The organism is Halobellus rufus (assembly GCF_000739575.1).
In the GTDB taxonomy this organism is placed as follows: domain Archaea; phylum Halobacteriota; class Halobacteria; order Halobacteriales; family Haloferacaceae; genus Haloquadratum; species Haloquadratum rufum.
The window spans coordinates 49,081-73,324 of record NZ_BBJO01000013.1; the positions used below are offsets into that span (position 1 = coordinate 49,081).

At 67.4% G+C, this 24,244-nt stretch carries 23 protein-coding genes; 6 read left to right on the forward strand and 17 right to left on the reverse strand.

Going from position 1 to position 24,244, the window contains the following annotated elements; genetic code table 11:
* Positions 1-72: 72 nt before the first annotated feature.
* From ACP99_RS06485 to ACP99_RS06515, 7 genes are all read right to left on the reverse strand, one after another.
* The gene (locus ACP99_RS06485) at positions 73-348 is read right to left on the reverse strand and encodes a DUF7314 family protein (protein ID WP_049985817.1); all 276 of its coding nucleotides are present in this window, start codon (positions 346-348) and stop codon (positions 73-75) included.
* On the reverse strand, positions 341-751 hold the full coding sequence (locus ACP99_RS06490; RefSeq protein ID WP_049985818.1) for a DUF7315 family membrane protein: 411 nt from the start codon (positions 749-751) through the stop codon (positions 341-343). The genes ACP99_RS06485 and ACP99_RS06490 overlap by 8 nt, the downstream gene beginning before the upstream one ends.
* Positions 752-889: 138 nt before the next feature.
* On the reverse strand, positions 890-1,654 hold the full coding sequence (locus tag ACP99_RS06495; RefSeq protein ID WP_049985819.1) for a cytochrome bc complex cytochrome b subunit: 765 nt from the start codon (positions 1,652-1,654) through the stop codon (positions 890-892).
* 4 nt (positions 1,655-1,658) lie between these two features.
* On the reverse strand, positions 1,659-2,453 hold the full coding sequence (locus ACP99_RS06500; RefSeq protein WP_049985820.1) for a cytochrome b: 795 nt from the start codon (positions 2,451-2,453) through the stop codon (positions 1,659-1,661).
* A gap of 2 nt (positions 2,454-2,455) precedes the next feature.
* A complete protein-coding gene (locus tag ACP99_RS06505; protein ID WP_049985821.1) occupies positions 2,456-2,842 on the reverse strand; it encodes a DUF7318 family protein in 387 nt (128 codons plus the stop codon).
* A 2-nt stretch (positions 2,843-2,844) separates the two neighbouring features.
* A complete protein-coding gene (locus ACP99_RS06510; RefSeq protein ID WP_049985822.1) occupies positions 2,845-3,519 on the reverse strand; it encodes a plastocyanin/azurin family copper-binding protein in 675 nt (224 codons plus the stop codon).
* 60 nt (positions 3,520-3,579) lie between these two features.
* Complete coding sequence (locus ACP99_RS06515) at positions 3,580-4,563, reverse strand: DUF7319 domain-containing protein (RefSeq protein ID WP_081927208.1); 984 nt, start codon at positions 4,561-4,563, stop codon at positions 3,580-3,582.
* Positions 4,564-4,663: 100 nt separating this feature from the next.
* On the opposite strand from ACP99_RS06515, the gene ACP99_RS06520 reads away from it, so the two are divergent.
* Positions 4,664-5,146: a DUF7321 family protein gene (locus tag ACP99_RS06520; RefSeq protein WP_049985823.1), complete on the forward strand. Its 483-nt coding sequence runs from the start codon at positions 4,664-4,666 to the stop codon at positions 5,144-5,146.
* An 85-nt stretch (positions 5,147-5,231) separates the two neighbouring features.
* Here the strand turns inward: ACP99_RS06520 and nth are convergent, their stop codons facing one another.
* The 5 genes from nth to ACP99_RS06545 all read right to left on the reverse strand — a co-directional run bounded on the left by nth (position 5,232) and on the right by ACP99_RS06545 (position 10,974).
* The gene (gene nth / locus ACP99_RS06525; protein ID WP_049985824.1) at positions 5,232-5,918 is read right to left on the reverse strand and encodes an endonuclease III; all 687 of its coding nucleotides are present in this window, start codon (positions 5,916-5,918) and stop codon (positions 5,232-5,234) included.
* A gap of 76 nt (positions 5,919-5,994) precedes the next feature.
* Complete coding sequence (gene rad50, locus ACP99_RS06530) at positions 5,995-8,715, reverse strand: DNA double-strand break repair ATPase Rad50 (protein ID WP_049985825.1); 2,721 nt, start codon at positions 8,713-8,715, stop codon at positions 5,995-5,997.
* Positions 8,716-10,137, reverse strand: coding sequence for a DNA double-strand break repair protein Mre11 (mre11, locus tag ACP99_RS06535; protein WP_049985826.1), 1,422 nt, complete (start codon positions 10,135-10,137; stop codon positions 8,716-8,718).
* Positions 10,134-10,598, reverse strand: a complete 465-nt coding sequence (locus tag ACP99_RS06540) for a hypothetical protein (RefSeq protein WP_049985827.1) — start codon at positions 10,596-10,598, stop codon at positions 10,134-10,136. The genes mre11 and ACP99_RS06540 overlap by 4 nt, the downstream gene beginning before the upstream one ends.
* 112 nt (positions 10,599-10,710) lie before the next feature.
* Positions 10,711-10,974 (reverse strand): MarR family transcriptional regulator, encoded by a 264-nt coding sequence (locus tag ACP99_RS06545; protein ID WP_049985828.1) that lies wholly within the window; start codon positions 10,972-10,974, stop codon positions 10,711-10,713.
* Positions 10,975-11,143: 169 nt separating this feature from the next.
* Between ACP99_RS06545 and pan1 the strand changes: the two genes are divergently transcribed.
* Positions 11,144-12,361 (forward strand): proteasome-activating nucleotidase Pan1, encoded by a 1,218-nt coding sequence (gene pan1 / locus ACP99_RS06550; protein ID WP_049985829.1) that lies wholly within the window; start codon positions 11,144-11,146, stop codon positions 12,359-12,361.
* A 21-nt stretch (positions 12,362-12,382) separates the two neighbouring features.
* On the opposite strand, the gene ACP99_RS06555 is transcribed toward pan1, so the two are convergent.
* The 3 genes from ACP99_RS06555 to ACP99_RS06565 all read right to left on the reverse strand — a co-directional run bounded on the left by ACP99_RS06555 (position 12,383) and on the right by ACP99_RS06565 (position 13,533).
* Positions 12,383-12,835, reverse strand: coding sequence for a DUF7346 family protein (locus ACP99_RS06555; RefSeq protein ID WP_049985830.1), 453 nt, complete (start codon positions 12,833-12,835; stop codon positions 12,383-12,385).
* Positions 12,836-12,909: 74 nt separating this feature from the next.
* Complete coding sequence (locus ACP99_RS06560; protein ID WP_049985831.1) at positions 12,910-13,272, reverse strand: DUF7322 domain-containing protein; 363 nt, start codon at positions 13,270-13,272, stop codon at positions 12,910-12,912.
* A 72-nt stretch (positions 13,273-13,344) separates the two neighbouring features.
* Entirely contained in the window at positions 13,345-13,533 is a 189-nt protein-coding gene (locus ACP99_RS06565; RefSeq protein ID WP_049985832.1) for a DUF7331 family protein, read from the reverse strand.
* 129 nt (positions 13,534-13,662) lie between these two features.
* Between ACP99_RS06565 and ACP99_RS06570 the strand changes: the two genes are divergently transcribed.
* The 4 genes from ACP99_RS06570 (at position 13,663) to sufD (ending at position 20,180) form a co-directional block, all read left to right on the forward strand.
* Positions 13,663-16,401: a DNA-directed DNA polymerase gene (locus ACP99_RS06570; protein ID WP_049985833.1), complete on the forward strand. Its 2,739-nt coding sequence runs from the start codon at positions 13,663-13,665 to the stop codon at positions 16,399-16,401.
* Between the two features lie 181 nt (positions 16,402-16,582).
* The gene (locus ACP99_RS06575) at positions 16,583-17,497 is read left to right on the forward strand and encodes an ABC transporter ATP-binding protein (RefSeq protein ID WP_049985834.1); all 915 of its coding nucleotides are present in this window, start codon (positions 16,583-16,585) and stop codon (positions 17,495-17,497) included.
* 36 nt (positions 17,498-17,533) lie between these two features.
* Positions 17,534-18,964 carry a Fe-S cluster assembly protein SufB gene (sufB, locus tag ACP99_RS06580; RefSeq protein ID WP_049985835.1) on the forward strand — a complete coding sequence of 477 codons (1,431 nt, stop codon included), beginning with the start codon at positions 17,534-17,536 and terminating at the stop codon, positions 18,962-18,964.
* A 1-nt stretch (position 18,965) separates the two neighbouring features.
* Positions 18,966-20,180, forward strand: coding sequence for a Fe-S cluster assembly protein SufD (sufD, locus tag ACP99_RS06585; protein ID WP_049985836.1), 1,215 nt, complete (start codon positions 18,966-18,968; stop codon positions 20,178-20,180).
* A 36-nt stretch (positions 20,181-20,216) separates the two neighbouring features.
* Here the strand turns inward: sufD and ACP99_RS06590 are convergent, their stop codons facing one another.
* Both ACP99_RS06590 and ACP99_RS06595 read right to left on the reverse strand, forming a co-directional pair.
* Entirely contained in the window at positions 20,217-23,288 is a 3,072-nt protein-coding gene (locus tag ACP99_RS06590; RefSeq protein ID WP_049985857.1) for a DUF7286 family protein, read from the reverse strand.
* A complete protein-coding gene (locus ACP99_RS06595) occupies positions 23,288-24,217 on the reverse strand; it encodes a DUF7284 family protein (protein ID WP_049985837.1) in 930 nt (309 codons plus the stop codon). The genes ACP99_RS06590 and ACP99_RS06595 overlap by 1 nt, the downstream gene beginning before the upstream one ends.
* Positions 24,218-24,244: the final 27 nt, after the last annotated feature.

The following is a 24,244-nucleotide window of genomic DNA, read 5'->3' on the forward strand; positions in this document are numbered from 1 at the left end:
CTTCCGCTCGTCGGGCGGTGACGGTTCTTCGAGGAACGGATCGCAGAGGATTGGACGGCGGGGCCCGACCACTCACTGCGCGCGTTCTTCTAGGGCTTCGCGAGCCTGCCGGATCGCCGGAATGACGACCCAGAACGTCAGCGCACCGATGATCGTGAACCAGAAGAGCGCGTCCATAAGCATCACGCCGAGGGTGTCGAACATCGTCGCGGAATCGCTGAGCTCCACCGGGGAGACGAGCTGTTGTTCACTCGCGAAGCTCGGCGTCCGGTACCAGCCCGCCAGCACCATCCACCCGAGACCCGACGCCGTGAAGATTCCCAGCCCTTTGATGAACTCGTCAGCCATTGGTGTTCGAATCTTCGCCGGAATCCTCTTGAGACTTTCCCATTCCGCGGGCGCGGAACCGCGTGCCGATCACGTACACTCCCGCTCCGAACGCGATGATCGCGAGCCCCAGCGCGGCGAAGACGGTGCTCAACAGCCCGTCGCCGATCGCGAGGCCGACGGCGGCGAGGACGCTGCGGACGGTGTTTCCCAGAAAGCTCACGTTCAGCGTGGCCGCGTCGAGAAGCATAAACCCGAACACGACGCTCACGACGGCGATGAGCGTCGAGAACACCGTGACGGTCTTGTAGATCCGCATCGGCACGACGACGTCGCGGCCGCCGCGCGCGTCCCGATCGGTGTCGTCCTCGCGCGAACTGTCCGCCGCGCCCTCTGACGCCGACGCCGGATCTCCGTCACTCATTGGACGCCCTTCGCACCGGTGGAAAAAGGCCCTTTCCGTATCTCGGCGAGCGGGCGGCGATCAAACGGGCGCGGTCGAACGAGGAACGCAGCGAAAAATCAGCGTCGGGACGGGAGATCTGACGGAGGCAGTCTGCCCTTACTTCGGCGGACGAAGCCGGTAGTACCGCCGGTTGAGGTCGTACATGTACCCCTCTCGCATCGTCTTCAGCACCGCCCAGGTGATGAAGCCGCCGACGATCGGCAGCAGGAACGTCAGGTCGAAGGCGAGTTTGACGTTCATCGGCAGGAGGTTCTTCGCGGAGTAGACGCTGATGGTGAGCGCGAAGATGACGCCGCCGACGCCGATGGCCGACCACAGCGGCTGTTCGACCGGGCGTCGGGCGCTCCCCTTGTTCAGGAAGGGGACGATGGCGATGAACCCGACGACGACGACGTTCGCGAGGACGCCGTACATCCGGTCGGACATCAGTTTTTCCCCGCCGAGGATCGATAGTTCGGGGTTCAGCGGGCCGAGTTTGAGCAGACCGAACGACCAGTAGAGGTACCAGTCGGGCAGGATGATCGCGGGCGTACTCGATGGGTTCGCCGGGTCGCCGATGTGCGGCGGCAGCGTCGCCGACAGGAACAGCAGCATTCCCACGAAGAAGCTGGCGATCGCCAGGTTTCGGATGATCTCGTGGGGCCACGTCGGAAACGCGAGCACGTCGCGCTCGACGTAGTCGGACTCCTGTCTGAGGTCCTGGTCTTCGCGACGGGAGCGCTCGAAGTACTCGTAGGTGAGCTGTGAGAGCCCCTGCGTTCGTTCCTTACGCTCGCGCCACGTCGGCGTCTCGTCGTCGGGGGCGACGATGCCGCTGCCGTCGGCGCGGACGTCGTCGGTGGTGGATTCTTCGTCGGTCATTGTATCAGTGTGGCTCCGCGATGCCCTGCACCCAGACGATCCCAATGTGGATGGCGATGAGCGAGGTCACCACGAACGGGAGCAGGAACACGTGGATGATGTACATTCGTTGCAGCGTTGCCTGGCTCAGCGAGAACCCGCCGAACAACAGTTGGGCGGCCCACTCGCCGACCAGCGGGACCGATAGCGCCATCTCGACGCCGATCTGGCCCGCCCAGTAGGCGAGTTGGTCCCACGGGAGCAGGTAGCCGGTGTACCCGAACACCATCGTCAGGCTGATCAGGACGATGCCGAGCAACCAGTTCAACTCCCGCGGCTCCTTGTACGCCCCGGTGAAGTACACGCGGAGCATGTGGAGGAACACCGCCGCGACCATCACCTGCGCCGACCAGCGGTGGATCGACCGCAGCATGAATCCGAACTGGAGGTCCTGCATGATGAACGCGATGGAGTTGTAGGCGGTCGAGGGGTCGCCGGTCGTCGCCGGCGAGTAGTAGAACCCCAACAGCGCGCCGCTGATGGCGGCGACGACGTACGCGAGCGTGGAGAACAGCCCCAGCGTGTACAGCGGGTACCAGTACCAGAACTTGTTGTCGAGGTTGTACTGTTCGGTGTGGCTCTTCGGCATCTGGAGGTTCACCCGGTAGTACAGGGTCTCCAGCAGTTCCAGGTAGTCGACGATTCGGAGCCGCTTGTCCAGCCAGATGAGCGTCGTGAGGAAGACCGACTCCACGGGAGTCAGGTCCTTCTCTTTCATCCAGCCCTTGTGGTCGTAGTCGTCTTTCTTTTCGAGGCTCATTGTTATCGCTTGTAGTAGGGGTAGACCGCGCGTTTGACGTGATCCCACGCGCCGTCGGCGAACGGCACGCCGTCTGCGTCCTCCTCGCGGATGTAGAGGTCCTCCCACTTGCGACGTCGCTTCTTGACGATCACGACGTCCGGCAGGAACTCCTTGCGGTACATTGCGAGGATGAACGCCAGATCAATGAAAATGACGGCTAACACGGCGCCGAGGTACATATTCCCGGTGTCGGTCAGTCCCCATCCGGACAGGAGACCGTAGGTGAACAGGAACACGAAGACGACCTCGATGATCGTCAACAGGACGATGGCGATCGCCGCGGCGGTGCTCTCTCGCGCCGGTTCGTACCGGTGGATGTCGCCGTAGGTGCTTCCACTCGATGACATCGTCAGTTCCTCCCGGTCCCCGTGTGCGGGGACTCACCGTATTTCAGGATGTAGAACGTGAAGATCACCGTCACGAGGATGCCGAGGATCGTCGCCGCGCCGACCCAGTGGGCGTGGATCGGGACGCCGAGGTCGTGCAGTTCCTTCTCGCCGCCACCGCCGCCGCCGGCGTCGGGGTTCTCGACGACTTCGAGGGTGGCTTCCATCCCCGCCGATCGGTGGGGGTCACAGTAGTACTCGTAGGTTCCCAGCGTCTCGAAGGTGTGTGAGTACGTGAACCCCGTGTTCTCGATCGGTTCGTGACCGCCCCAGTCGGCGCCCTCCGGCTGGTTCTCGACGACGATGTTGTGGTTGTCCGAGTCCCAGACGAACTCGACGGTCGTCCCCGGAGCGATCTGTAGCGCTTCCTCAGTTCCCGGTTCGTACACGAGCGACCCGCCCGGACCGACGGTCACGGTGACGGTCTCGCCGCTTCCGGAGCCGCCTCCGGATTCCGTTCCGGTTCCGGTTCCGGTCCCAGTGCCAGTACCGGTCCCAGTCCCGGTTCCAGTTGCCGTGCCTGTGGCTGTCCCGCCCTCGGTCTCGGTCTCCTGGGCGGCACCGAGTCCGGCGGTGGCAGAGGCCGTCGTGGCAGCAGCAGGGACGCTCGCTGCTCGCAGAAAGTCCCGCCTCTTCATACAGTTCGTTCTGAGGAAGCAGCGCGCTTAAACCCACCGACTCCCCCCTCACGGCGGGCCCTAGCGAGAGGCCCCGTCGGCGTCGGATTCGCCGTCCTCGCCCACATCAGTGTCGTGGGCCGCGTCGACCTGGCGCGAGGAACTCTCCGCCTCGTCCGGCACCGCCGATTCCGGAAGGAACTCCGGACGGTCCTCCCTGATGGCCTCCAGCGCGCGGAGGCGGTTTCGGAACTCCTCCGTCCGGAACCGGTCCGAGAGCCGCGCGTTGGCGACGACGAGAAAGAGGAAGAAGCCGATGACCAGAAAGCCGATCGCGGCGATCGGCGCGACGATCGTCGAGAGCGACGGGAGCGCGATCCACGCGACGAGCAGACCGAGCCCGACGACCATCTGCGCGGCGGCGACGATCTGCAGCATCAGGTTCCCGAACTCGCCGCTGCCCTCGACGACGGCCTCCGGTTCCGGCAGCGACGCGTCTTCGGGGGCGTCCATCAGCTCGTAACTGTCCATCGAGCAGAGCGCGACCGTCGGCTTGACGTCGCGGAGGACGGTCCCCTCGCCCTCGACGCTCCCGTCGGGGTGGACGATCGCGTACCCCTCGTCGGAGTAGGCGACGACCCGGTCCTCTCCCGCCCGGATCCGTTCGACGACGGCGAAGATCTCGCGGATCGCGACCCGCGCGTTCAGCTCCTGCTCGACGCGGTCGAGGAGTTCCTCGCCGACGATCCACGTGCCGGGATCGAACACCGCCTCCCACTCTTCGAGACTCATCTCGGCCATGTCCTCGGGGCCGAAGTCGTCGAAGTCGTAGGTCTCTTCGACCTGCCGACGGAGTTCGTCGAGCCCCTCCGCGTCGGCTGGCGGTGCGTCGTCTCCGGACGCGGATTCGCCGCCAGCGGTCCGCGGCGGGTCGTCCGCTCCGTCCGACGGCGAGTCGTCGTCCGCGGTCGACGCCGACGGCCCGCCTGCAGCCGTCGGGTCGTCCTGCGAGTCCGCGCCGGACCTGCGCTCTGTCGCGTCCGACCCCTCAGAGGACTCCGTCATTACCCGAGTGTTCGACCGGCAGACTCCTTAGGGTAACGGTTCTTTCACCAAACGCGAGCAAGTCGGTCACTTTACACGCCGGGGATTCCAAGCCGGGACAATGGTATCCGAGTCGACCATCGCGACCGCCGCCGCGCTGATGGTCACGGCCAGCCTCCCCTTCTACCTCTACGGCGCGTGGATCATGATCGACGCCGACACGGTCACTTGGGACGTCCTCGTCTACCACCTGCAGTTCATCGTTCCGGGGCTGGTTCTCACCACGATCCCGGTCCTGACGTGGATGCTCCCGCGGCTCCTCGATCAACTCGGCGGCGTGATCGTCCTCCACGCGATCCTGGGACTGCAGGCGTACGCGCTCTTGGTGCTCGCGCTCACGGGGATCGTCAGAATCCTGCAGGTGAAACGCGACGCGGACCTCTACGAGGACCCCGAACAGGAGATCGACCTCGACGAACTGCACCCGGACATGAGCGCGTGGCGCGGCCGGCTCCGGGTCGGCGTCTTCGGCTACGTGCTCTTCTGGTTCCTCGCGTGGCTCCTCGGGATGTCGCAGTACGTCGGACGGTACGTCCTCGGATAGTCCGCAGGTCGTCCGAAACCGTCCGCGGATCTCCTCGGACCCCTCGCGTCGCCCGACGTCTAACTGCTGGCCGCCACCTTCCGAATTAGCTCCACGCCTCGCCGGACGCGAGGTCGACGTCGGCATCGAGCTTCGAGGACGGGCAGACGTCTTCGAGAACGCACGCCTCGCAGTCGGGGTTGCGCGCGGTGCACACCGCGCGGCCGTGGCTGATGAACAGATGGGTGAACTGCTGCCAGTCCGACTCGGGAACGAGCGCCATCAGTTCGCGCTCGATCTTCGTCGGCGTCTCCGCCTCGGCGATGCCGAGCCGACGGGAGATGCGCTGGACGTGCGTGTCGACGACGATGCCCTCGACGACGTCGTGCCCGTGCTGCAGGACGACGTTCGCGGTCTTGCGACCGACGCCCGAGAGGTCGGTGAGTTCGGCCATCGTGTCCGGGACCTCGCCGTCGTGCTCGGAGACGAGCGTCTCGCCGATCGACTTGAGGTAGCCGGCCTTGTTGTTGTGGAACGTGATCCCGTAGATGTCGTCGGCGAGTTCCTCTTCGTCGGCCGCGGCGTAGTCGGCCGCGCTCTGATACTTCTCGAACAGCTCCTCGGTCACCTGGTTCACCCGCTCGTCGGTGCACTGCGCCGAGAGCACGACGGCGACGAGCAGTTCCAGTCGGGTCGAGTAGTTCAGCGAGATCGTCGAGTCCGGGTACTCCTCGTAGAGCCGGTCGAGAACCTCCGCGGCCTGTTCTTCGCGAGTGTCGCGCGGCGTGCCCATACGCGGGCATCGGATGGGGCCGTGTTGAGACTGTCGACCGCGGTCGGTTCAGCCGCTCGGAACCCACCGCTGCGACTCAGTCGTCGGCGCTCGACTCGATCGCCGCGAGCGACGCGTCGGCGACGCGGTCGACGGAGGAGCGGTTGCTCGTCGGGTCCTTCTCCACGGTGACGAGGTCGTCGGCGGCCGCGACGAGGTCGTCGTCGTGGCTCACGATCAGGATCTGCGCGACGCCCAGCCGACGCATCTCCTCGACGAGGTCGACCAGCCGGGAGACGTGGCCCGAATCGAGGAAGACCGTCGGTTCGTCGAGGATGAGCGGCGGCATCGGCGCGGACCCCTCGATCCCCTCCGCGAGGAGGCGGTAGATCGCACACCGCAGCGAGAGGTTGAACAGCGCGCGCTCGCCGCCGGAGAGCTGTTCGGGGTCGAGCGCGGTGCCGTCCTTCTGGAAGACGGTCAGTTCGTACTCGTCGTCGAGGCGGATCCGGGAGTACGCGTCGTTGGCGTAGACGAGGTCGAACGTCTCGTTGAGCATCCGTTCGAGCGTCTCGACGTTCCGCCGCCGGAGCTCCGCGCGGAGGTCGCTGTAGGTCGATTCGAGCGTCGAGATCTCCTCGTGCAGCGACTCCAGCGACTCCACCTTCGCGGCGATCTCGTCTCTGTCCTCCCGGAGCGATTCGAGCTCCGAAAGCGACGTCTTCACGCCGCCGATGTCGCTCGTGAGTTCGTCGCGCCGCTCGCGGAGCTCCGCGAGCTTCTCTTCGACGTCTTCGAGGTACTCCTCGGCCTCTCGCTTGTTCGACTTCGCCGCCTCGACGCGCTCCTCGTCGACCGCCTCGGCGAGTTCCTCGCGCCGCTCGCGCTTCTCTTGGAGGTACTCCCGGCGCTCGTCGTTGCGCTCGCCGATCGTCTGCCGGCGCTCTCGGAGGCGGTCGATCTCCGATTCGGCCGCGTCGATCTCCGCGCGGAGCGATTCGACGCGGTCCAAGCGCTCGCGGGCAGTCGAGAGCTCTTCGAGGTCGGTTTCGAGGGATTCGACGGTCTCCGCGGCGTCTTCGGCGGCCGCCGACTGCGTCTCGGCCGCCTCGCGCTTCGCGTCGGCCTGCGCGTCGAGCTCCTCAGCCTCCTCCCGCGCCGATTCGGCCTCCTCTCGGCGGTCCTCGGCGGTCTCCCTCGCGTCTTCGATGCTGCTCTCGATCAGCGAGCGCTTCTCGCGGAGGTTCCCGAGCCGCGACTCGGCGTCGACGAGCGACGCTGCGGTGTCGAGGGCGGCCTCGTACTCGTCTTCCTCGGCTTCGAGGTCGTCGATATCGGCCGCTAGGGTCTCGATTTCGGCCTCGTACTCGCCGATGGCGTCGACGTGCGGCGACTCCTCGACCGGCTGGCCGCACTCCGGACACTTCCCCTCCGCGCGGAGCGACTCGGCCTCGTCGAGGCGCTCCCGAGCCGACTCCAACTCCGCGCGCTTCGTCGCGAGCGACTCGCGCGTCTCGCGGAGCGACGCCTGCACCGACTCGCGGTGGGCCTCGGCCTCGCCGACCTCGACCGGCGCGCCCTCGAAGCGCTCTCGCAGGGTCTCGATCTCGTCGTCGAGTTCCGCCAGTTCAGCGGTCCGCTCTTCGATCCGGTCCTCGGCGTCGCCGGCGGTCGACTCCGCCTCCGCGGCGCGCTCGCGGAGCTCCTCCGCGCGCGTCTCGAACTCGTCCGCGCGCTCGGCCAGCTTCTCGGCCTGGTTCGACAGCATCGTCTCGCGCTGGCGCGCGTCGGTGAGTTCCTCGCGGATCTCCGCCTCCCGTTCGTCGAGCGCCTCGCGGCGAGATTCCAGCGCGTCGGCGTCTACCTCATCGACGGCGACCGTGCCGGCGTCGCTCTCCGAACCGCCGAGGTCGGTTTTCGCCGCCGCAGATTCGAGCTCGTCTTCGAGTTCGTCGATTCGATCGCGGCGGTCGACGATCTCTGATCGGAGCTCCTCGCGCTCGGCCTCGTCGGACTCGATCGTCTCGCGGAGCTCCGCGATGTCTTCGTCGAGATCGTCGAGTTCCGCCTTCGTCTCCTCGTGGGAGGCGAGGACCTCCTCGGCCTCCGCGAGGGTCTCCTCGGCGCGCGCCTCGTTCTCCTCGAAGCGCTCGATCTTCGCGTCGACGTCGGCCAGCGCCGATTCCAGCTCGTTCAGCCTCGCGTGGAGGTCCGCGTCCTCCTTGGCCTCGATCTGGGAGTCGAGTTTCGCGAGCGCGCCTCTGGTCTCCGAGCGCACGTCCTCGACGCCGAGTCGCGCCTGACTCGCCCGTTCGCGGTACTCCTCTAGCTTCCCCAACTGGAGGAGGTCGTCGATGGTGTCCTGCCGCTGGGCGGGCGTGGCGTTGATGAGCTTGTTCACCTCGCCCTGCCGGACGTACGCGCAGTTGACGAACGCCTCGGCGTCCATCCGCAGGAGGTCGGTGACGAACGCCCGGACGTCGGTCGCGCCGTCGACCGCGACGCCGGGACCTTCGAGCGTGCAGGTCGCCGTGTGAATGCGATCCCCGGAGCGACGCAGTTCCCGCAGGATGCGGAACGTCTCGCCCTCGTGGGCGAACTCCAGTTCGATCTCGGCCTCGTCCTCGCCGGTCGTCACGACGTCGTCGAGCGTCTCGTCGAGCGCGTGGGCACCGTACAGCGCGAAGAAGCACGCCTCCAAGAGCGAGGATTTGCCGCTGCCGTTCAGGCCGTGGATGACGGTGACTCCGTCGCGGAGGTCCAGTTCCGCGTCGGCGTAGGGCTTGAAGTTCTGCAGTCGGATCCGTTCGAAGCGCATCTAGAAGTCCTCCATCGTGACCTGGCCGTCGGTCGGCTGTGCGTCCGTTCCGTCGGTCGGTTCCGGGTCGGGGTCGTCCGTCTCCGGTGCATCGTCTCCTGCCGCTTCCTCGGTTTCATCGCTCTCTGCCGTCTCGTCGCTCCCCGCCGTCGCAGCGTCCTCCGACATCTCGGCCGCACTGTCGGCCTCCGTATCGACGTCGACGACGTCACCGTCTTCGGTCGCCTCGTCTTCCGTCGACTCCGGTTCGGGCGCCGGCTCGAAGGCGTCCGGGTCCTCGTCGAGCAGGTCGGAGACGCGGTCCTCGACGACGTCGCGGACGTTCGAGTCGGCCGTCTTGCTCGCGCGGATCGTCTCGTCGACGTCGAGGGCGGCCGAGGAGAGGCCGAGGTCGCGGACGCGCTCCTCGACGGCGTCGTCCGGGTCGGCGAAGGAGACGTCGAACGAGGCGTCGACGTCCCGCTCTCGGCGGTCGGTGACGCGGGCGACGAGCGCGCCGCGCTCGGTGAGGGACTCCTCGATCGAGGCGGGCGTCACCGGGTCGCCCCCTCCCAAGATCTCGACGACGACGACCGCGTCCTCGACCTCCCGCTGGCGGAGTTGCTCGCGGACGCGCTCTGTCCCCTCGCTCTCGGCCAACTCCACGGAGACGAAGACGAACGGGCGCGTGTCGAGCGTCCGTCGGCGGATGTCGACCGCGGGGTCGGGCCCGCCATCGCCTTCATCCACGTCGGCGGCGTCTCCGGCGTCCCCCTCGCTCGCGCCGAACGTGACGAGGTTGTACCCGCGCGCTTCCTCCTCGGCGGCGCTGGCGCGCTCGGTCGAACCGCAGTAGGTGACCCACGTGTCGGCGACGGTCTCGATCCCCGGCGCGTGGTTGTCGCCGAGCAGGACAGCGTCGAAGTCGACGGTCGACCGTTCGAGGACGGTCTCGGTCTCCCAGTCGGCGTGGGCGAACGGGGTGAACAGGCCGTGGCTCACGAGCGCGGCGTGCTCGGCGTCGTGCGGCTCGAAGTCGTATTCGAGGTCGTCGCGCCGGGACTTCGGGACGTGATCCAGCCCGTAGAAGGCCGTCTCGCCGACGACCCGCGGCTCGGGGCCGAGCCGTTCGCCGAGCCCGAGATTCTCGAAGAGGTCGAGCCACTGGCCCCCGCGGGTCGACTCGTGGTTGCCGACGACCGCGAGAAACGGGATCCCGGCGTCTCGGAGCCGTCGGAGGATCCGGATCGTCCCGAGGAGATCCCGGAGCTCCGGCCGTCGGTCGTGGAACAGATCGCCCGCGTGGACGACGGCGTCGACGTCGTCGTCGATCGCGTCGTCGACCACCTGCTCGAACGCGTCGAGGAAGTCCTCTCGCCGCGCCGGCGAGTGGTACTGCTGGTACCCGAGGTGGGTGTCGCCGGTGTGGATCACCCGTGTCATCTGTCCAGTGATTGTTCGGTCCGTCCTAAAACCGTTCCGCGAGCGGAGCGGAAGTGGTCGGGGTCGACGTGGTCGGAGCCGACGTGGTCAAGTCGCAGGCGGCGTCGAGTCTGCGTGTCGGACCCGGCACGTCCCGAATCGAGCGCCGCATCGAGCGCTCGCAGCGTCGCCAGCGCGCGGCGTCCGCGCTCGGCGACGTCGACTGCGCCGCGTCGGTCCGCCGCCGCGACCGCCGCCTCCAACTCGGTGAGTCGACCGTCGCGGAGGAACGCAGTTGCTTCGCGTGCGCACGACATTGCCGACTCCGCGTCGCGAACGACGGCCTCCGCCCGTTCGTTGCCGTCGAAATCCGTTGCGGACTCCGACGGTTCAGGTGGTGCAGAGCCGTCGGCGAGCGCCCGGAGCGACCGTCGGACGGAATCGGCGGACTGCGCCGTCGTCGCGGCTTGGCGTTCGGTCACGGAACGTGTGGCCCCGGCATCGTACTTGAACGCTCGGTGTGCGTCCAGTCGGGAGCCGCTCGGTGCGCAGACGGTGCCGGGAGCGCACTCAGAACGGTTGGGCCGGAAGCGCCTACAGCGACAGCGTGTACAGTCGCTTGCGGGCGTCGGTGAAGGAGAAGCGCGAGTCGACTGCGCCGGCGTCTTCGAGCCGGGAGAGCGCGTAGCGGACCGTCCGCGGCGGCAGGAGCGTCTCATCGGCGAGTTGGCTCTGCGTCATCGTCTCGTTGTAATCGAGGACCTTCGCGACGAGCTTCGCACTCGGCGGCATCTCACGCACCTGGTCCCAGCGGTCGGTCGACGCCTCTTCGGTGGCAAGTGCCTCGGTAGTGCTCATTCGTACCTCCCACTCTGAGATGTAGCTTAATAATATTTACTGTATCACTTTATTACTGTGGAGAATGGGCAGTGATCGATATCCCCGACGGGCGGCAGGTGGTCGGACGACCCCTGTTAGCGTTTCATCCACCCGAAGTCTCTTATGAAACCACACCCTACGAAGGGTGATGACTGACACTGTGGACGACGTCGAACTCCCCTACGACGAGGAGACGACGTCGCAGCAGGAGAAGATCCAAGCGCTCAGAGAGCGGTTGGACATTCTCGAGTCCCAAAACGAGGAGATGCGGGACAAACTTCTGGATGCGAACGCGGAGAACAACAAGTACCAGCAGAAGCTCGAGCGGCTTACCCACGAGAACAAGAAGCTCAAGCAGTCGCCGCTGTTCGTCGCGACGGTGCAGGAACTCACCGACGACGGCGTGGTGATCAAACAGCACGGCAACAACCAGGAGGCGCTCACCGAGGTCACAGACGAGATGCGCGAGGAGCTCGAACCCGACGCGCGCGTCGCCGTCAACAACTCCCTCTCGGTCGTCAAGCGCCTCGACAACGAGACCGACGTCCGCGCCCGGGTGATGCAGGTCGATCACAGCCCCGACGTCACCTACGCGGACATCGGCGGTCTCGACGAGCAGATGCAGGAGGTTCGAGAGACCGTCGAGATGCCGCTGGAGAACCCCGAGATGTTCGAGCAGGTGGGGATCCAGCCGCCCTCGGGCGTGCTGCTGTACGGCCCGCCCGGCACGGGGAAGACGATGCTCGCGAAGGCCGTCGCGAACCAGACGGACGCGACGTTCATCAAGATGGCCGGCTCCGAACTCGTCCACAAGTTCATCGGCGAGGGCGCGAAGCTGGTCCGTGACCTCTTCGAGGTCGCCCGCGAGAACGAGCCCGCCGTCCTGTTCATCGACGAGATCGACGCGATCGCCTCGAAGCGGACGGACTCGAAGACCTCCGGCGACGCGGAGGTCCAGCGGACGATGATGCAGCTTCTGTCCGAAATGGACGGCTTCGACGAGCGCGGCGACATCCGCATCATCGCCGCCACCAACCGCTTCGACATGCTCGACGAGGCGATCCTCCGCCCCGGCCGCTTCGACCGCCTCATCGAGGTGCCCAAACCGACCGAGGAGGGTCGCGCGCTCATCTTCCAGATCCACACGCGCGACATGAACGTCGCCGACGACGTCGACTTCGAGGAACTGGCCGAACTGGCCGACGACGCCTCCGGCGCGGACATCAAGGCGATCTGCACGGAGGCCGGGATGTTCGCCATCCGCGACGACAGAATGGAGATCGCGATGGCGGACTTCGTCGAGGCGTGGGAGAAGATCCAGGCCGACGCCGTCGACGAGGGAACCGCGAGCCGCGCCTTCGCCTGATCGACGGGGCTCGTCCCCGGTCTATTCTCGCTCCGGATCGTTTTCGGCCGCCGAGCGCAGCGACCGGACCGCCCGGCGCGTCACGTCTGTCGCGTCGTACCCGCGCTCGCCGTGGGCCGTCGTCTCCTCGACGAGCCGCGCGGCGCGGAACTCGGACAGCCGGCCGTGGACGTCCGACTCACAGAGCGCGTAGGCGTCGAGCAGTTCGACGACCGGGAGCGGTCCCCGATCGGCGAGTTCGACGAGGAGGCCCAGCGACTGCTCGTCGTGCGCGGCGGTGACGACGCGGCGAACCGGCTCGGGGATCCCGCTCGCGGCGACGGAGAGCGGCGGAGCGTCGCTCTCTTCGAAGTCCAACTCGTCGTTCGGGAGGTACCGCTCCTCGCCGGTCGCGGGGTCGCGCACGCGACTCGACTCCGCGGACCGTTTGACGAGGAGGTAGCGGGTCCCATCGGCGTCGCGGACGGACTGCATAGTCGAGCGGTGGGCTGACAGGCGTTTATCCGTTGCGTTGCGGCGACAGGCGGTGCCCGTTGTGGTGCGGCGACTCACCGGTCGTCCGACTCACCGACGCCCTGCTCCTGGTACGTCCGATAGAGGTCGTAGGTCCGATAGAGCGCGAACAGGCCGACGACGACCGCGCCGCCGCCCCAGGTCCACTGCCCGCGGAAGCCGACGAGGAGGAGGCCCAAACTGATGCCCGCGAGCGCGACGTTGGCGTAGACGACCGTCGCCCAGAAGAACTTCGCGAGGTCTCCGTCGACCTCGACGCCGGCGCCCTCCTCGTCGACGTCGGCGGCGGGGTCGTCGACCGAGGGAACGGAAACGAGGTCACTCTCGGGGTCGCCCCACCGGCTCTCGGGGTCGGCCTCGTCGGGTTCGTCGGGCCACTCGTCGAACTCCGTCGGCACGGTTGGGAGAAGGCGCGGTTCCCGCAAAAGTAGTTCGCTCCGCCGTCACGGCCCGCGCGCCGTGTGTCCCGCTCAGCAGTGTTCCGTGAGCGTCACCGTCTGCGACGTCTCGACCCACGCGAGCGGGTTCTGCGGATCGTAGAACACGACCCCGCCGTCGACATCGTAGGACTCGACGCCGTCGAGTCCGTCCGCTTCGTCCACCCGCGCAGGCGCGGCTGGCGACCGATCCGTCCGCTCGGAGTCAACAGGGTCGACCATCGTAGATCGTGGTATGTGTTACCATATTATAGGTCTTGCGGGCGAGTCGGTGCGCGAGCGGCGGTGAGACCGCACGGAGTGCCGCGGGCAATGCCGAGGTTTTTACTCGGCAGTGTCGAAGACGCTCTCATGAAACAGGCAGGGCTCACGGACGACTGGGGGGGCGGCGCGGGCAGCGCCGCCGACGGCTCCCGGCCCGACGAGGAGGCCGTCGCCGTCGCCGGGAACGGCTCCCAGCACGTCTCGGAGGTCGTCGACGCCGAGGAGATCCGCTTCCCCGACGCCGACGGAACTGTCGAACTGATGGTGACGCAGGTGAACTACTCGATCGAGGGGAGCGGCGACCGCGAGTACCCCGTCGTCCACGTGTTCGGTCGGACCCGCGAGAACGAGGTCGAACACGTCCGCGTCCTCGGCTTCGAGCCGTACTTCTACGCGCCCACGGAGACGCTCGACGACGACAAACTCGACAGGGACGTCATCACCCGCACCGAGGACGGATACGAAAGCATCCGCGGCGACGACCTGACGAAGATCTGTACGCGAACGCCGAGGGACGTCGGCCAGATCCGCGACGAGTTCGACCACTACGAGGCGGACATCCTCTTTCCGAACCGCCTGCTGATCGACAAGGACATCAAGAGCGGGATTCGCGTCCCAGCCCGCCGACTCGACGGTGGCGAGGCCGACGCGGCGGACGGCGAGAGCGGACCGATCCAGATCCCGCACGACGAGATCGAGCCCGTCGAGGTCGACGCCGACCTCCGCGTGAACACCTTCGACATCGAGGTCGACGACCGCTCGGGGTTCCCCGAGGAGGGCGAGGAGCCGATCGTCTGTCTCACGAGCCACGACTCCTACGAGGACGAGTACATCGCGTGGCTCTACGACGCCCCCGAGGCGGGCGAGGGCGTCGAATCCCCCGGCGACCTCGCCGACTACGAACCGCTCCGCGACGACACCGAGATCGACGTCCGCACCTTCGAACGCGAGGGCGAGATGCTCGACGCGTTCGTCTCGTACATCGAGTCGACGGACCCGGACGTCCTGACCGGCTGGAACTTCGAGGACTTCGACATGCCGTACCTCCTCGACCGGATGGAGCGAATCGATCCGACCGCCGAATGTGACCTCGACCCCGACCGCTTCTCCCGGATCGACGAGGTCTGGCGCAGCGGCTGGGGCGGCCCGAACGTGAAGGGACGCGTCGTCTTCGACCTCCTGTACGCCTACAAGCGCACGCAGTTCTCCGAACTCGAGTCCTACCGCCTCGACGCCGTCGGCGAACTCGAACTCGACGTCGGGAAGGAGCGCTACGCGGGCGACATCGGCGACCTCTGGGAACAAGAGCCCGAGCGCCTGCTCGAATACAACGTCCGCGACGTGGAACTCTGCGTCGAGATCGATCGCAAACAGGACGTCATCGCCTTCTGGGACGAGGTGCGAACGTTCGTCGGCTGTAAGCTGGAGGACGCGACGACCCCCGGCGACACCGTCGACGTCTACATCCTCCACGAGGCTCACGGCCGCTTCGCGCTGCCCTCGAAGGGACAGGCCGACGCCGAGGACTACGAGGGCGGCGCGGTCTTCGACCCGATCACCGGCGTGAAAGAGAACGTCACCGTGCTCGACCTGAAGAGCCTCTATCCGATGTGTATGGTGACGATCAACGCGTCGCCGGAGACGAAGGTCGACCCCGACGAGTACGACGGCGAGACGTTCCACGCGCCCAACGGGACGCACTTCCGGCGCGAACCCGACGGTGTCATCCGTGAGATGATCGACGACCTCCTCGCAGAGCGCGAGGAGAAGAAAGCGCTCCGAAACGAGAACGACCCCGGTTCTGCCGCCTATGAGCAGTACGACCGACAGCAGGGGGCTGTCAAGGTCATTATGAACTCGCTGTACGGCGTTCTCGGGTGGGATCGATTCCGCCTTTACGACAAGGAGATGGGCGCTGCCGTGACTGCGACGGGCCGGGACGTGATCGAACACACCGCTGAGGCGGCTAACGAACTCGACAAGGAAGTGATATACGGGGACACCGATTCGGTGATGCTCGAACTCGGCGGCGACGTCTCCAAGGAGGAAGCCATCGAGCAGTCCTTCGAGTTGGAAGAACACATCAACGACTCCTACGACGAGTTCGCCGCAGCGGAGCTCGATGCCGAAGAGCACCGCTTCCAGATCGAGTTCGAGAAGCTCTACCGGCGGTTCTTCCAGGCGGGCAAGAAGAAGCGCTACGCGGGCCACATCGTCTGGAAAGAGGGCAAGGACGTCGACGACATCGATATCACGGGCTTCGAGTACAAACGCTCGGACATCGCGCCGATAACCAAGGAGGTCCAAAAGCGCGTCATCGAGATGATCGTCCACGGGGAGGACACCGAGGAGATCACCGAGTACGTCCGCGGGATCATCGAGGACTTCGAGACCGGCGAGATCCCGGTCGAGGAGATCGGCATCCCCGGCGGCATCGGCAAGCGACTCGACGCCTACGACACCGCGACCGCGCAGGTCCGCGGCGCGAAGTACGCCAACGAGTTCTTGGGCACGAACTTCGGCCGCGGCTCGAAGCCCAAGCGGCTCTACCTGCGGAAGGTCCACCCCTCGTGGTTCCGCGAGATGGAACGCGAACACGGCTTCGATCCGCAGCGGGACCCCCTCTACGGGGAGTTCAAGCGCGATCCCGACGTCATCTGCGTCGAGTACGACGACCAACTGCCCGAGGAGTTCGAGGTCGACTGGGACAAGATGCTGGAGAAGACCCTGAAGGGACCGATCGCCCGCATCATCGAAGCGCTCGGAATGTCGTGGGACGAGGTGAAGTCCGGTCAGGAGCAGACCGGGCTGGGCAGTTTCGTCTAGTCGCAGGTGTCGTTTCGTCCGGCTGGACGCGGAATCGTCTCGGTCACGCGCTCTCGACGTAGCCGTTTTCGGTTTCGTGAATCAGAAATAAATTTTCGCGACAGTAAAAATACGAGGGGCGAATGCGTAACCATTATGGGCGTTAGCTCCCTTTTTACAGTCACGAGGCAACGAAACAACGATGGCTACACTCGAAATCAAGAACCTCCACGCGAGCGTGGCGGAGGAAGACGGCGAACAGATTCTTCGCGGCGTCGACCTGGAGGTCAACTCCGGAGAGATCCACGCCCTGATGGGACCGAACGGGTCGGGGAAGTCGACGACGGCGAAGATCATCGCCGGACACCCCGCCTACGAGGTGACCGACGGCGAGATTCTGCTTCACCTGGACGACGAGGAAGTCGACGACGACGTCCCCGAGGAGAAACTGACGTGGGACCTTCTCGAACTGGAGCCGAACGAGCGCGCGGCGCTCGGCATCTTCCTCGGCTTCCAGTACCCCGCCGAGATCGAGGGCGTCACGATGACGAACTTCCTCCGGACGGCGCTCAACGCGAAGCTCGAAGAGCGAGAGGAGCTCTTCGAGGACGAAGACGAGGCCGAGGAGGAAGCCGCCGACGAAGACGAAGAGGGCTACGAGACGTCGCCGATGGAAGGCCCCGCCGACGAGGGCGAGGTCGGCGTCGCGGAGTTCCAGCAGCTCCTCAAAGAGAAGATGGAGCTGCTCGATATGGACGAGAAGTTCATGCAGCGCTACCTCAACGCCGGGTTCTCCGGCGGCGAGAAGAAGCAGAACGAGGTGCTGCAGGCCGCGATCCTCGAACCGTCGATCGCCGTGCTCGACGAGATCGACTCCGGGCTGGACATCGACCGTCTGCAGGACGTCTCCAACGGGATCAACGCGCTCCGCGACGAGCAGGGCACGGGCATCCTCCAGATCACCCACTACCAGCGCATCCTCGACTACGTCGAGCCGGATCACGTCCACGTGATGCTCGACGGAAAGATCGCGAAGAGCGGCGACGCGTCGCTCGCCGAGGACCTCGAAGACGAGGGCTACGACTGGGTCCGCGAGGAAGTCTACGAGGCAGCCTAACACGGACAGAGACACAGTGAACACACAACTACAATTATGAGCTCCGAACAAGACCACCTCAAAGAGACGGACACCGAGGCCCGCTTCGACTTCAAGAAGGAAGCGGCCTCGGCGTTCGAGACCGAGAAGGGCCTGACGGAAGAGACCGTCCGGGTCATCTCCGAGGACAAAGACGAGCCCGAGTGGATGCTGCAGCGGCGGCTCCGCGCGCTCGAACAGTTCCAAGAGATGCCGATGCCGACCGACTGGCCCGGCCAGCCCGACCTCTCGGAGGTCGACGTCGGCGAGATCGTCCCGTACATCCGCCCCGACGTCGACGTCCGCGCGGGCGTCGACGACTGGACGGAACTCCCCGACGAGATCAAAGACACCTTCGACAAACTGGGCATCCCGGAGGCCGAGAAGAACGCGCTCTCCGGCGTCGGCGCGCAGTACGAGTCGGAGGTCGTCTACCAGAACATGCAGGAGCGCTGGGAGGAGAAGGGCGTCATCTTCATGAACATGGACAAGGCGGTGCAGGAGCACCCCGACATCGTCCGTGAGCACTTCATGACGAAGTGCGTGCCCCCGAGCGACAACAAGTTCGCCGCGCTGCACGGCGCGGTCTGGTCCGGCGGCTCGTTCGTGTACGTCCCCGAGGGCGTCACCGTCGAGATGCCGGTCCAGGCGTACTTCCGGATGAACTCCGAGGGGATGGGCCAGTTCGAGCACACGCTCATCGTCGCCGAGGAGGGCTCGGAAGTGCACTACATCGAGGGCTGCTCGGCCCCGAAGTACTCCGCGTTCAACCTCCACTCCGGCGGCGTCGAAGTGTTCGTCGGCGAGGACGCTCACGTCCAGTACTCGACCGTCCAGAACTGGTCGAAGAACACCTACAACCTCAACACGAAGCGCGCTCTCGTCGAGGCCGGCGGCCGGATGGAGTGGATCTCCGGCTCGATGGGCTCGAAGGCGACGATGCTGTATCCGGCGTCGATCCTGAAGGGCCGCGGTGCCTCCGACAACCACATCACCATCGCCTTCGCGGGCGAGGGGCAGAACATCGACACCGGCGCGAAGGTCTACCACAACGCGCCGAACACGAAGTCGACGATCGAGTCGAAGTCGATCTCGAAGGACGGCGGCCGCACCAACTACAGAGGCCTCGTTCACATCGCCGACGGCGCGGAGAACTCCTCCACGGCGGTCGAGTGCGACGCGCTGATGTTCGACAACGAGTCGACGTCGGACACGATGCCGTACATGGAGATCAACGAGTCGAAGGTCGACGTCGCCCACGAGGCGACGGTCGGGAAGATCGGCGACGAGGACATCTTCTACCTCCAGTCCCGAGGTCTCGACGACGACGACGCCAAGCAGATGATCGTCTCGGGCTTCATCGAGCCGATCACCGAGGAACTGCCGATCGAGTACGCGGTCGAACTGAACCGCCTCGTCGAACTCGAAATGGAGGGCAGCCTCGGATAACATGAGCAGCGCACAACTCCCAGCGAACCTGTCGGAAGCGACGGTTCGAGAGATCTCCGAGCAGCGCGAGGAGCCCGAGTGGCTGCTCGAATCGCGGCTCGACGCCCTCGACGCGCTGGAAACGCTGGATTTGCCGGACGTCATCCAGACGCCCGGCCGCCGCTGGACGAACCTCGAGGCGCTCGACTTCGAGTCGCTGGTCGACCCGCTCGATCAGGCCGACGAGACCGAGCGCACGGCCGACGAGGGCATCGACGTGCTCACGTTCACCGAGGCGATCGAGCAGCATCCTGATCTCGTCGAATCCGCGTTCGGCTCGACGATCGATCCGCAGGAGAACTACCTGACGGCGCTGTCGGCGGCGCTCTTCACGACCGGGACCGTCGTCTACGTCCCCGAGGGCGTCGACGCAGAGGACGTGACGATCCGCGCGGAGATGAACTCCCGCTCGCTGTTCAGCCACACGCTCGTCGTCACCGAGGAGTCGTCGTCGGTGACGATCCTCGAGAGCATCGAGTCCGGCGAGAGCGTCGACGCCGACGCGCGGTACTTCTCGAACCTCGTCGAGATCGCCGCGGGCGAGAACTCCTACGTCCAGTACGGCTCGCTGCAGGACCTCGAAGAGGACACCTACAGCTACACGCTCAAGCGCGCGGACGTCGACACGTACGCGACGGTCAACTGGATCGAGGGCAACCTCGGTTCCCGGCTCACCCGCTCGGACGTCGAGTCCGAACTCAACGGCGACTCCGCGGAGACGAAGATCGTCGGCGCGTTCTTCGGCCACGATGAGCAGCACTTCGACGTCAACGCCCGCGTCTGGCACAAGGCGGAGAACACGACCGCCGACCTCGTCACCCGCGGCGTCCTCGACGACGCCGCCCGCTCGGTGTACGAGGGCGTCCAAGACGTCGGCCGCGACGCGTGGAACACCTCCTCCTACCAGCGCGAGAACACGCTGATGCTCTCCGACGAGAGCGAGGCCGACGCGTCGCCGAAGCTGATCATCCACAACCACGACACCGAGGCGTCGCACTCGGCGACGGTCGGACAGGTCGACCAGGAGGACCTGTTCTACATGACCTCGCGGGCGATCGACCCGCTGCAGGCGCGGAATATGCTCGTCGAGGGCTTCTTCGTGCCCGTCCTCGACGAGATCGAGGTCGAGGAGTTCCGCGAGGACCTCGAATCGCTGATCGCCGCGCGGCTTCGGTAACGCCGCCGTCGTCTTCTCGTCTCTCTTCGGTTTCTCTTATTCCCGGTTTTCCCGCGGGCACTGCCCGGTCGGCGTGACGCACCGCGGCCCCGGCGCCGGACCGCTCCACGCGACCGATCGCTCGTCCATATTGCCGTCGGTGTCGCCGACGCCGAGTTTCCCCGGGGGAACGACCGCGAGCGCGACCGTCCTGACCTGGAAGTCGATCCGCTCGCTCCGACCCAGCGACTCCGCCACCCCGTCGTCGTCGACGTCGAGCGCGACCGGTGAGCCGTCCCGGACGTACATCGTCCCCTCGCCTTCGACGCCGACGGCGAAGCGGCCGTACGCGCCGCGAGACTCGACGATCCAGAGGTTCGCCGTGGCGACCCAGGGACTGAGCGTCGGCGAGATCGGCAGACCGGCCGGGACGCCGCCGACGGTGTCGTTCGTCGCCTCCGTGATCGCCCGCTCGGTCGCGCGCTCGGCGGCGTCGTTGGTCTCCCGCTCGATCTCCGCGCGCACTGAGGAGACGGCGTCGTCGACGGCTGATTCGGGAACGCGGACCCGCTCGAAGGTCGCGACGCGACGGAGATCGACCCGCAGTGCCGTCCTGACACGGTCCTCGGTGACCGCAGGAGCGTCGCCTCCCGCAGTCGCGCCCGTCGCGATGGCGACCGACGCCGTCTCGCGGGCCAGCGATCCGTCGGTGGCGGCGATCGCGCGCTCGCCGGGACCGTCGAAACGGGCGAACGAGCGGCGGACGACGCGCTCGCGTTCGGCGCGCGAAAGGGTCGTCTCTCGTGCGAGCGTTCGCGTCGCCGTCGACCGAACGTCCGCCATCGATCCCCGAACCCTCGTTTCGAGGACGTCCCGGCGGTGTCGCAGCGTCGGGTCCGGATGCGATTCGAGCGTCCGCTCGGCCGCGACGAGCGACTGCCCGGCCGTGTGCAGCGACACGCGCCCGGGGTCGCCGAACAGCACCCTCGTGACGAGATCCGCGGCGTCGCCGTACGGAACGCTGAACACGTTCACGTTTCTGACCGCGAGTCCGACGTACTGCTCGTCGTCGGCGACCCCGTCGACGAGCGTTCCCTCCACGGGGTCGGGCGCGAGATAGGCCGGGTCGCCGTCGGGAACGAGGACCGTCTCGCCGCGAGCGCCACTCTCGCTGCCGACCTCCGTTTGCGGAGCGGGCGCTTCCGGGGTGAGCGCCGCGAGCTCGCTCACTCGGTCGACCGCCAGCCCCTTCGCGTTCAGCGCGCGCTCGATCCCGGCGTTCTGCGAGCGAGTGTCCCCGGCGCGCTCGTCCAGTCCCGCGAGCACTCGGTCGAGGTACGCCTCGCGGGCGGCCACGCGTGCCCGGTCGGCAGCGCCGTCGTACGTCCGCGGGGCGTCGACGAGCCCTGCGCGGCGGTCGCGGACGAGGGCCGCGAGCCTCGCGGCGCCGTTCGACTGCCCCGTACCGGCGTCACTGGCGTCGACGTCGACCGAGAGGTCGCGAACGCGGTCGCGGAGGTCGGACACGTCTTCGTAGACCCACGGTCCGAGGTCGTCGGGGCGGTCACCGGTGATCGATCGCGACGCGCGCGTCCGCCCGCCGGTGACGGCCCGGCGGGCGATCTCGTCGGCCCCGCCGAGCCCCGAGACGAGGTCGGCCGTCGCCGCGCGCCCCTCGCGCAGGTTCGGCCCGCCGAGCGCGCCGCCGGACTCGAACAGCGGTCGGACGGGGCGGGTCGGCGCGGCGTTCCCCCGCACCCGGGCCTCGCCGATCACCCGAACGCGGTGGGCGGCTTCCCACGACGCTGTCGTCGTCCGCGGCGTCTCGTTGACTTTCACCCACGTCCGTTCGACCCGCCAGCGCACCTTGACCCACCGCGTGGCCGTGTAGAGCCGACGCTCGCCGACGCCGACGCGCGAGACGGGACGGGCACTTCCGCCCCCGCTCACGGCGACGTCCTTCGACGTGTCCGACCACGCGAGCGTCCAGTTCTCGCCCGGCGAACGCGGCGGGGGACGCCGCTCGTCCCTGATCGTCCGAGCGCTAGCGCGAACCGACGCACGTGCCCGATACCCGTCGCGAAGGATCGAGTCGAGGCTCGCCGCGCCCCCCGTCCCGCGGAGCAGTTCTAAGAACGCCTCGTCTGCCGTCCCGTTGACGCCGACGGAGATCGTTCGCGTGGCGGGGAGCGCATCCGACTCTCCGTCCGCGTCCGTCCGTTCTGCGTCGTTCGGATCGGGCAGTTGCCCGGTGACCGCGGACGCGACGCGGCCGTTCGACTGGAGGTCCAAGACGTCGCTCGCGCCCGTTCGGATCGTCGCGGCTCGGACGCCGGCGGCCGCCTCCGGGTCGCTCCGGCCGAACGCGGCGCGCTGGGCGTCGAGCAGCCCCGCGTTCGTCGAGAGGGCGACGTGGCGGTTGGCGACGACGTTCGAGATCGGCAGGCCGCCGTACTGGCCGAGCCCGCGGGCCTGCGCCATCGCGGTGACGCCGACGGTCGTCCGGCGCGCCAGCCCGGGGCCTTCGAGCGGGCCGGCGTCGAGTCGTTCCTGAAACGCCCGCGTCCGGTCGTGGAGCGCGAGGACCGGAACGCCCACGGTGACGGTGCGGTCCACGCGTCGGACGTCCGCGACGCGGCCGTCGGTTTCGACCGCCAGTTGCAGCCCACGGATCGTCGCCCGGAGCTCGGTGCCGTCGTCGACGCCGGTGATCGAGACCCGCTCGATCGCCGCGTCGGGAGATTCGACAGTCTCGCCGAACGAGGCGCTGGCGACGCTGCCGCCGCGGCGGTGTTCGACCGGATCCATCGCCTCGCGCGCGGCGAGGAAGATCCTGAGCCGGAGGTACCGGCGGAACGTGTCGGGGCCAACGAGGGCGGAGCCGGCGTCGGTGTCGGCGGCGACGGTGACCGGTTCGCGTGCGGCGGCCCGAGCGGCGTCACGGACCGCGATTCTGAGTGCGGCTGTCGCCTCGGCGTCGACGCGGTCGGCGGCGACGTCGGCGGAGCGGTCGACCGGCGCGGGGCCGGGCGTGGCCAGCGACGACGCGAACGCCGAACTCCCGACGAGCAGCAACAAGCCGATCAGTGCGAAGGGGACGCGACCGCGGTCGTCCTCGGCCAGCCGCATCAGCGGGCCTCCGCGGCCGCCGACCACGTCCTGACCACGATCCGAACCGAGGAGACCGAGACCGCCTCGGCGGCGGTCGTCGGCGACTCGTAGCGGGCGCGCAGATCCGCGGTCATCCCGGGGGCGAGCGCGCCCGCGAGCCGTTCGTTCGCCGACGCGGTGTCCTCCGTGGCGAGCGGTTCCGCGAGCGACGCGTTCGTCTCCGCCTCGAGTCGCGCGTACCGGTACCGGATCAACGCCGCGGACGGGTCGTTGCCGCGGAGCGTCGTCTTCGCGGGACCGGCGGGGACGAGTACGGCGACGGTGCGCTCGGCGACCGCGGCTCCGAGCGAGTCGAAGTCCCGCGTCGCCGACGCCGGGAGGGGATCGACGCCGGTCGGGACGACGAGCGTCGCCGCGTGGACGCCGTCGCCCGGCGGTCTCGGCCCGACGCCGACCGCGCCGCCGACGGGCGCACCCGGATAGGGCTGCCACGTCGCGTCGATCCGGACGGTCGCACCGGTGCGCGCGCGGACCGCGTCGGCGACGCCCCGTCGGAACGTCGCCCGCGTTCGGGTGAGCGCGGGGATCTCCTCGGGACTGGTCCCGGTCGCGTTCGTTTCGGCGCTCCCGTCCACCGGGAGATCGACCCCGCTCGTCGCCGTCGTCGACCGCGCGAGCAACGCCGCGAGACTGCCGTGGGTCGTGCGATCGAGTTCGGGCGAGTCGAGCGGCACGTCCGACACGCTGGGCGCGCGTTCGCTCGCGGCCAGTTCTCTGACCCCGGGCGCGAGCGAGTAGTCGACCTGCGCGGTCGTCGTCGCGAGCGTGTCCGCGACGGCGTCGGCGCGCCCGGGCGTCGACGGCGGCGACTGCTCGACGGTGACGAGGCCGACGACGGCCGCGGAGACGAGCAGCAGGCAGACGACGGCGTCGACGGCGGCGTTCATCGCTGGACTCCCCCGCCGACCGTCCGA

Coding starts and splice junctions, on each gene's coding strand:
- ACP99_RS06485 (WP_049985817.1), bottom strand. CDS start 348: ATGGCTGACGAGTTCATCAAAGGGCTGGGAATCTTCACGGCGTCGGGT.
- ACP99_RS06490 (WP_049985818.1), bottom strand. CDS start 751: ATGAGTGACGGAGATCCGGCGTCGGCGTCAGAGGGCGCGGCGGACAGT.
- ACP99_RS06495 (WP_049985819.1), bottom strand. CDS start 1,654: ATGACCGACGAAGAATCCACCACCGACGACGTCCGCGCCGACGGCAGC.
- ACP99_RS06500 (WP_049985820.1), bottom strand. CDS start 2,453: ATGAGCCTCGAAAAGAAAGACGACTACGACCACAAGGGCTGGATGAAA.
- ACP99_RS06505 (WP_049985821.1), bottom strand. CDS start 2,842: ATGTCATCGAGTGGAAGCACCTACGGCGACATCCACCGGTACGAACCG.
- ACP99_RS06510 (WP_049985822.1), bottom strand. CDS start 3,519: ATGAAGAGGCGGGACTTTCTGCGAGCAGCGAGCGTCCCTGCTGCTGCC.
- ACP99_RS06515 (WP_081927208.1), bottom strand. CDS start 4,563: ATGACGGAGTCCTCTGAGGGGTCGGACGCGACAGAGCGCAGGTCCGGC.
- ACP99_RS06520 (WP_049985823.1), top strand. CDS start 4,664: ATGGTATCCGAGTCGACCATCGCGACCGCCGCCGCGCTGATGGTCACG.
- nth (WP_049985824.1), bottom strand. CDS start 5,918: ATGGGCACGCCGCGCGACACTCGCGAAGAACAGGCCGCGGAGGTTCTC.
- rad50 (WP_049985825.1), bottom strand. CDS start 8,715: ATGCGCTTCGAACGGATCCGACTGCAGAACTTCAAGCCCTACGCCGAC.
- mre11 (WP_049985826.1), bottom strand. CDS start 10,137: ATGACACGGGTGATCCACACCGGCGACACCCACCTCGGGTACCAGCAG.
- ACP99_RS06545 (WP_049985828.1), bottom strand. CDS start 10,974: ATGAGCACTACCGAGGCACTTGCCACCGAAGAGGCGTCGACCGACCGC.
- pan1 (WP_049985829.1), top strand. CDS start 11,144: ATGACTGACACTGTGGACGACGTCGAACTCCCCTACGACGAGGAGACG.
- ACP99_RS06555 (WP_049985830.1), bottom strand. CDS start 12,835: ATGCAGTCCGTCCGCGACGCCGATGGGACCCGCTACCTCCTCGTCAAA.
- ACP99_RS06565 (WP_049985832.1), bottom strand. CDS start 13,533: ATGGTCGACCCTGTTGACTCCGAGCGGACGGATCGGTCGCCAGCCGCG.
- ACP99_RS06570 (WP_049985833.1), top strand. CDS start 13,663: ATGAAACAGGCAGGGCTCACGGACGACTGGGGGGGCGGCGCGGGCAGC.
- ACP99_RS06575 (WP_049985834.1), top strand. CDS start 16,583: ATGGCTACACTCGAAATCAAGAACCTCCACGCGAGCGTGGCGGAGGAA.
- sufB (WP_049985835.1), top strand. CDS start 17,534: ATGAGCTCCGAACAAGACCACCTCAAAGAGACGGACACCGAGGCCCGC.
- sufD (WP_049985836.1), top strand. CDS start 18,966: ATGAGCAGCGCACAACTCCCAGCGAACCTGTCGGAAGCGACGGTTCGA.
- ACP99_RS06590 (WP_049985857.1), bottom strand. CDS start 23,288: ATGCGGCTGGCCGAGGACGACCGCGGTCGCGTCCCCTTCGCACTGATC.
- ACP99_RS06595 (WP_049985837.1), bottom strand. CDS start 24,217: ATGAACGCCGCCGTCGACGCCGTCGTCTGCCTGCTGCTCGTCTCCGCG.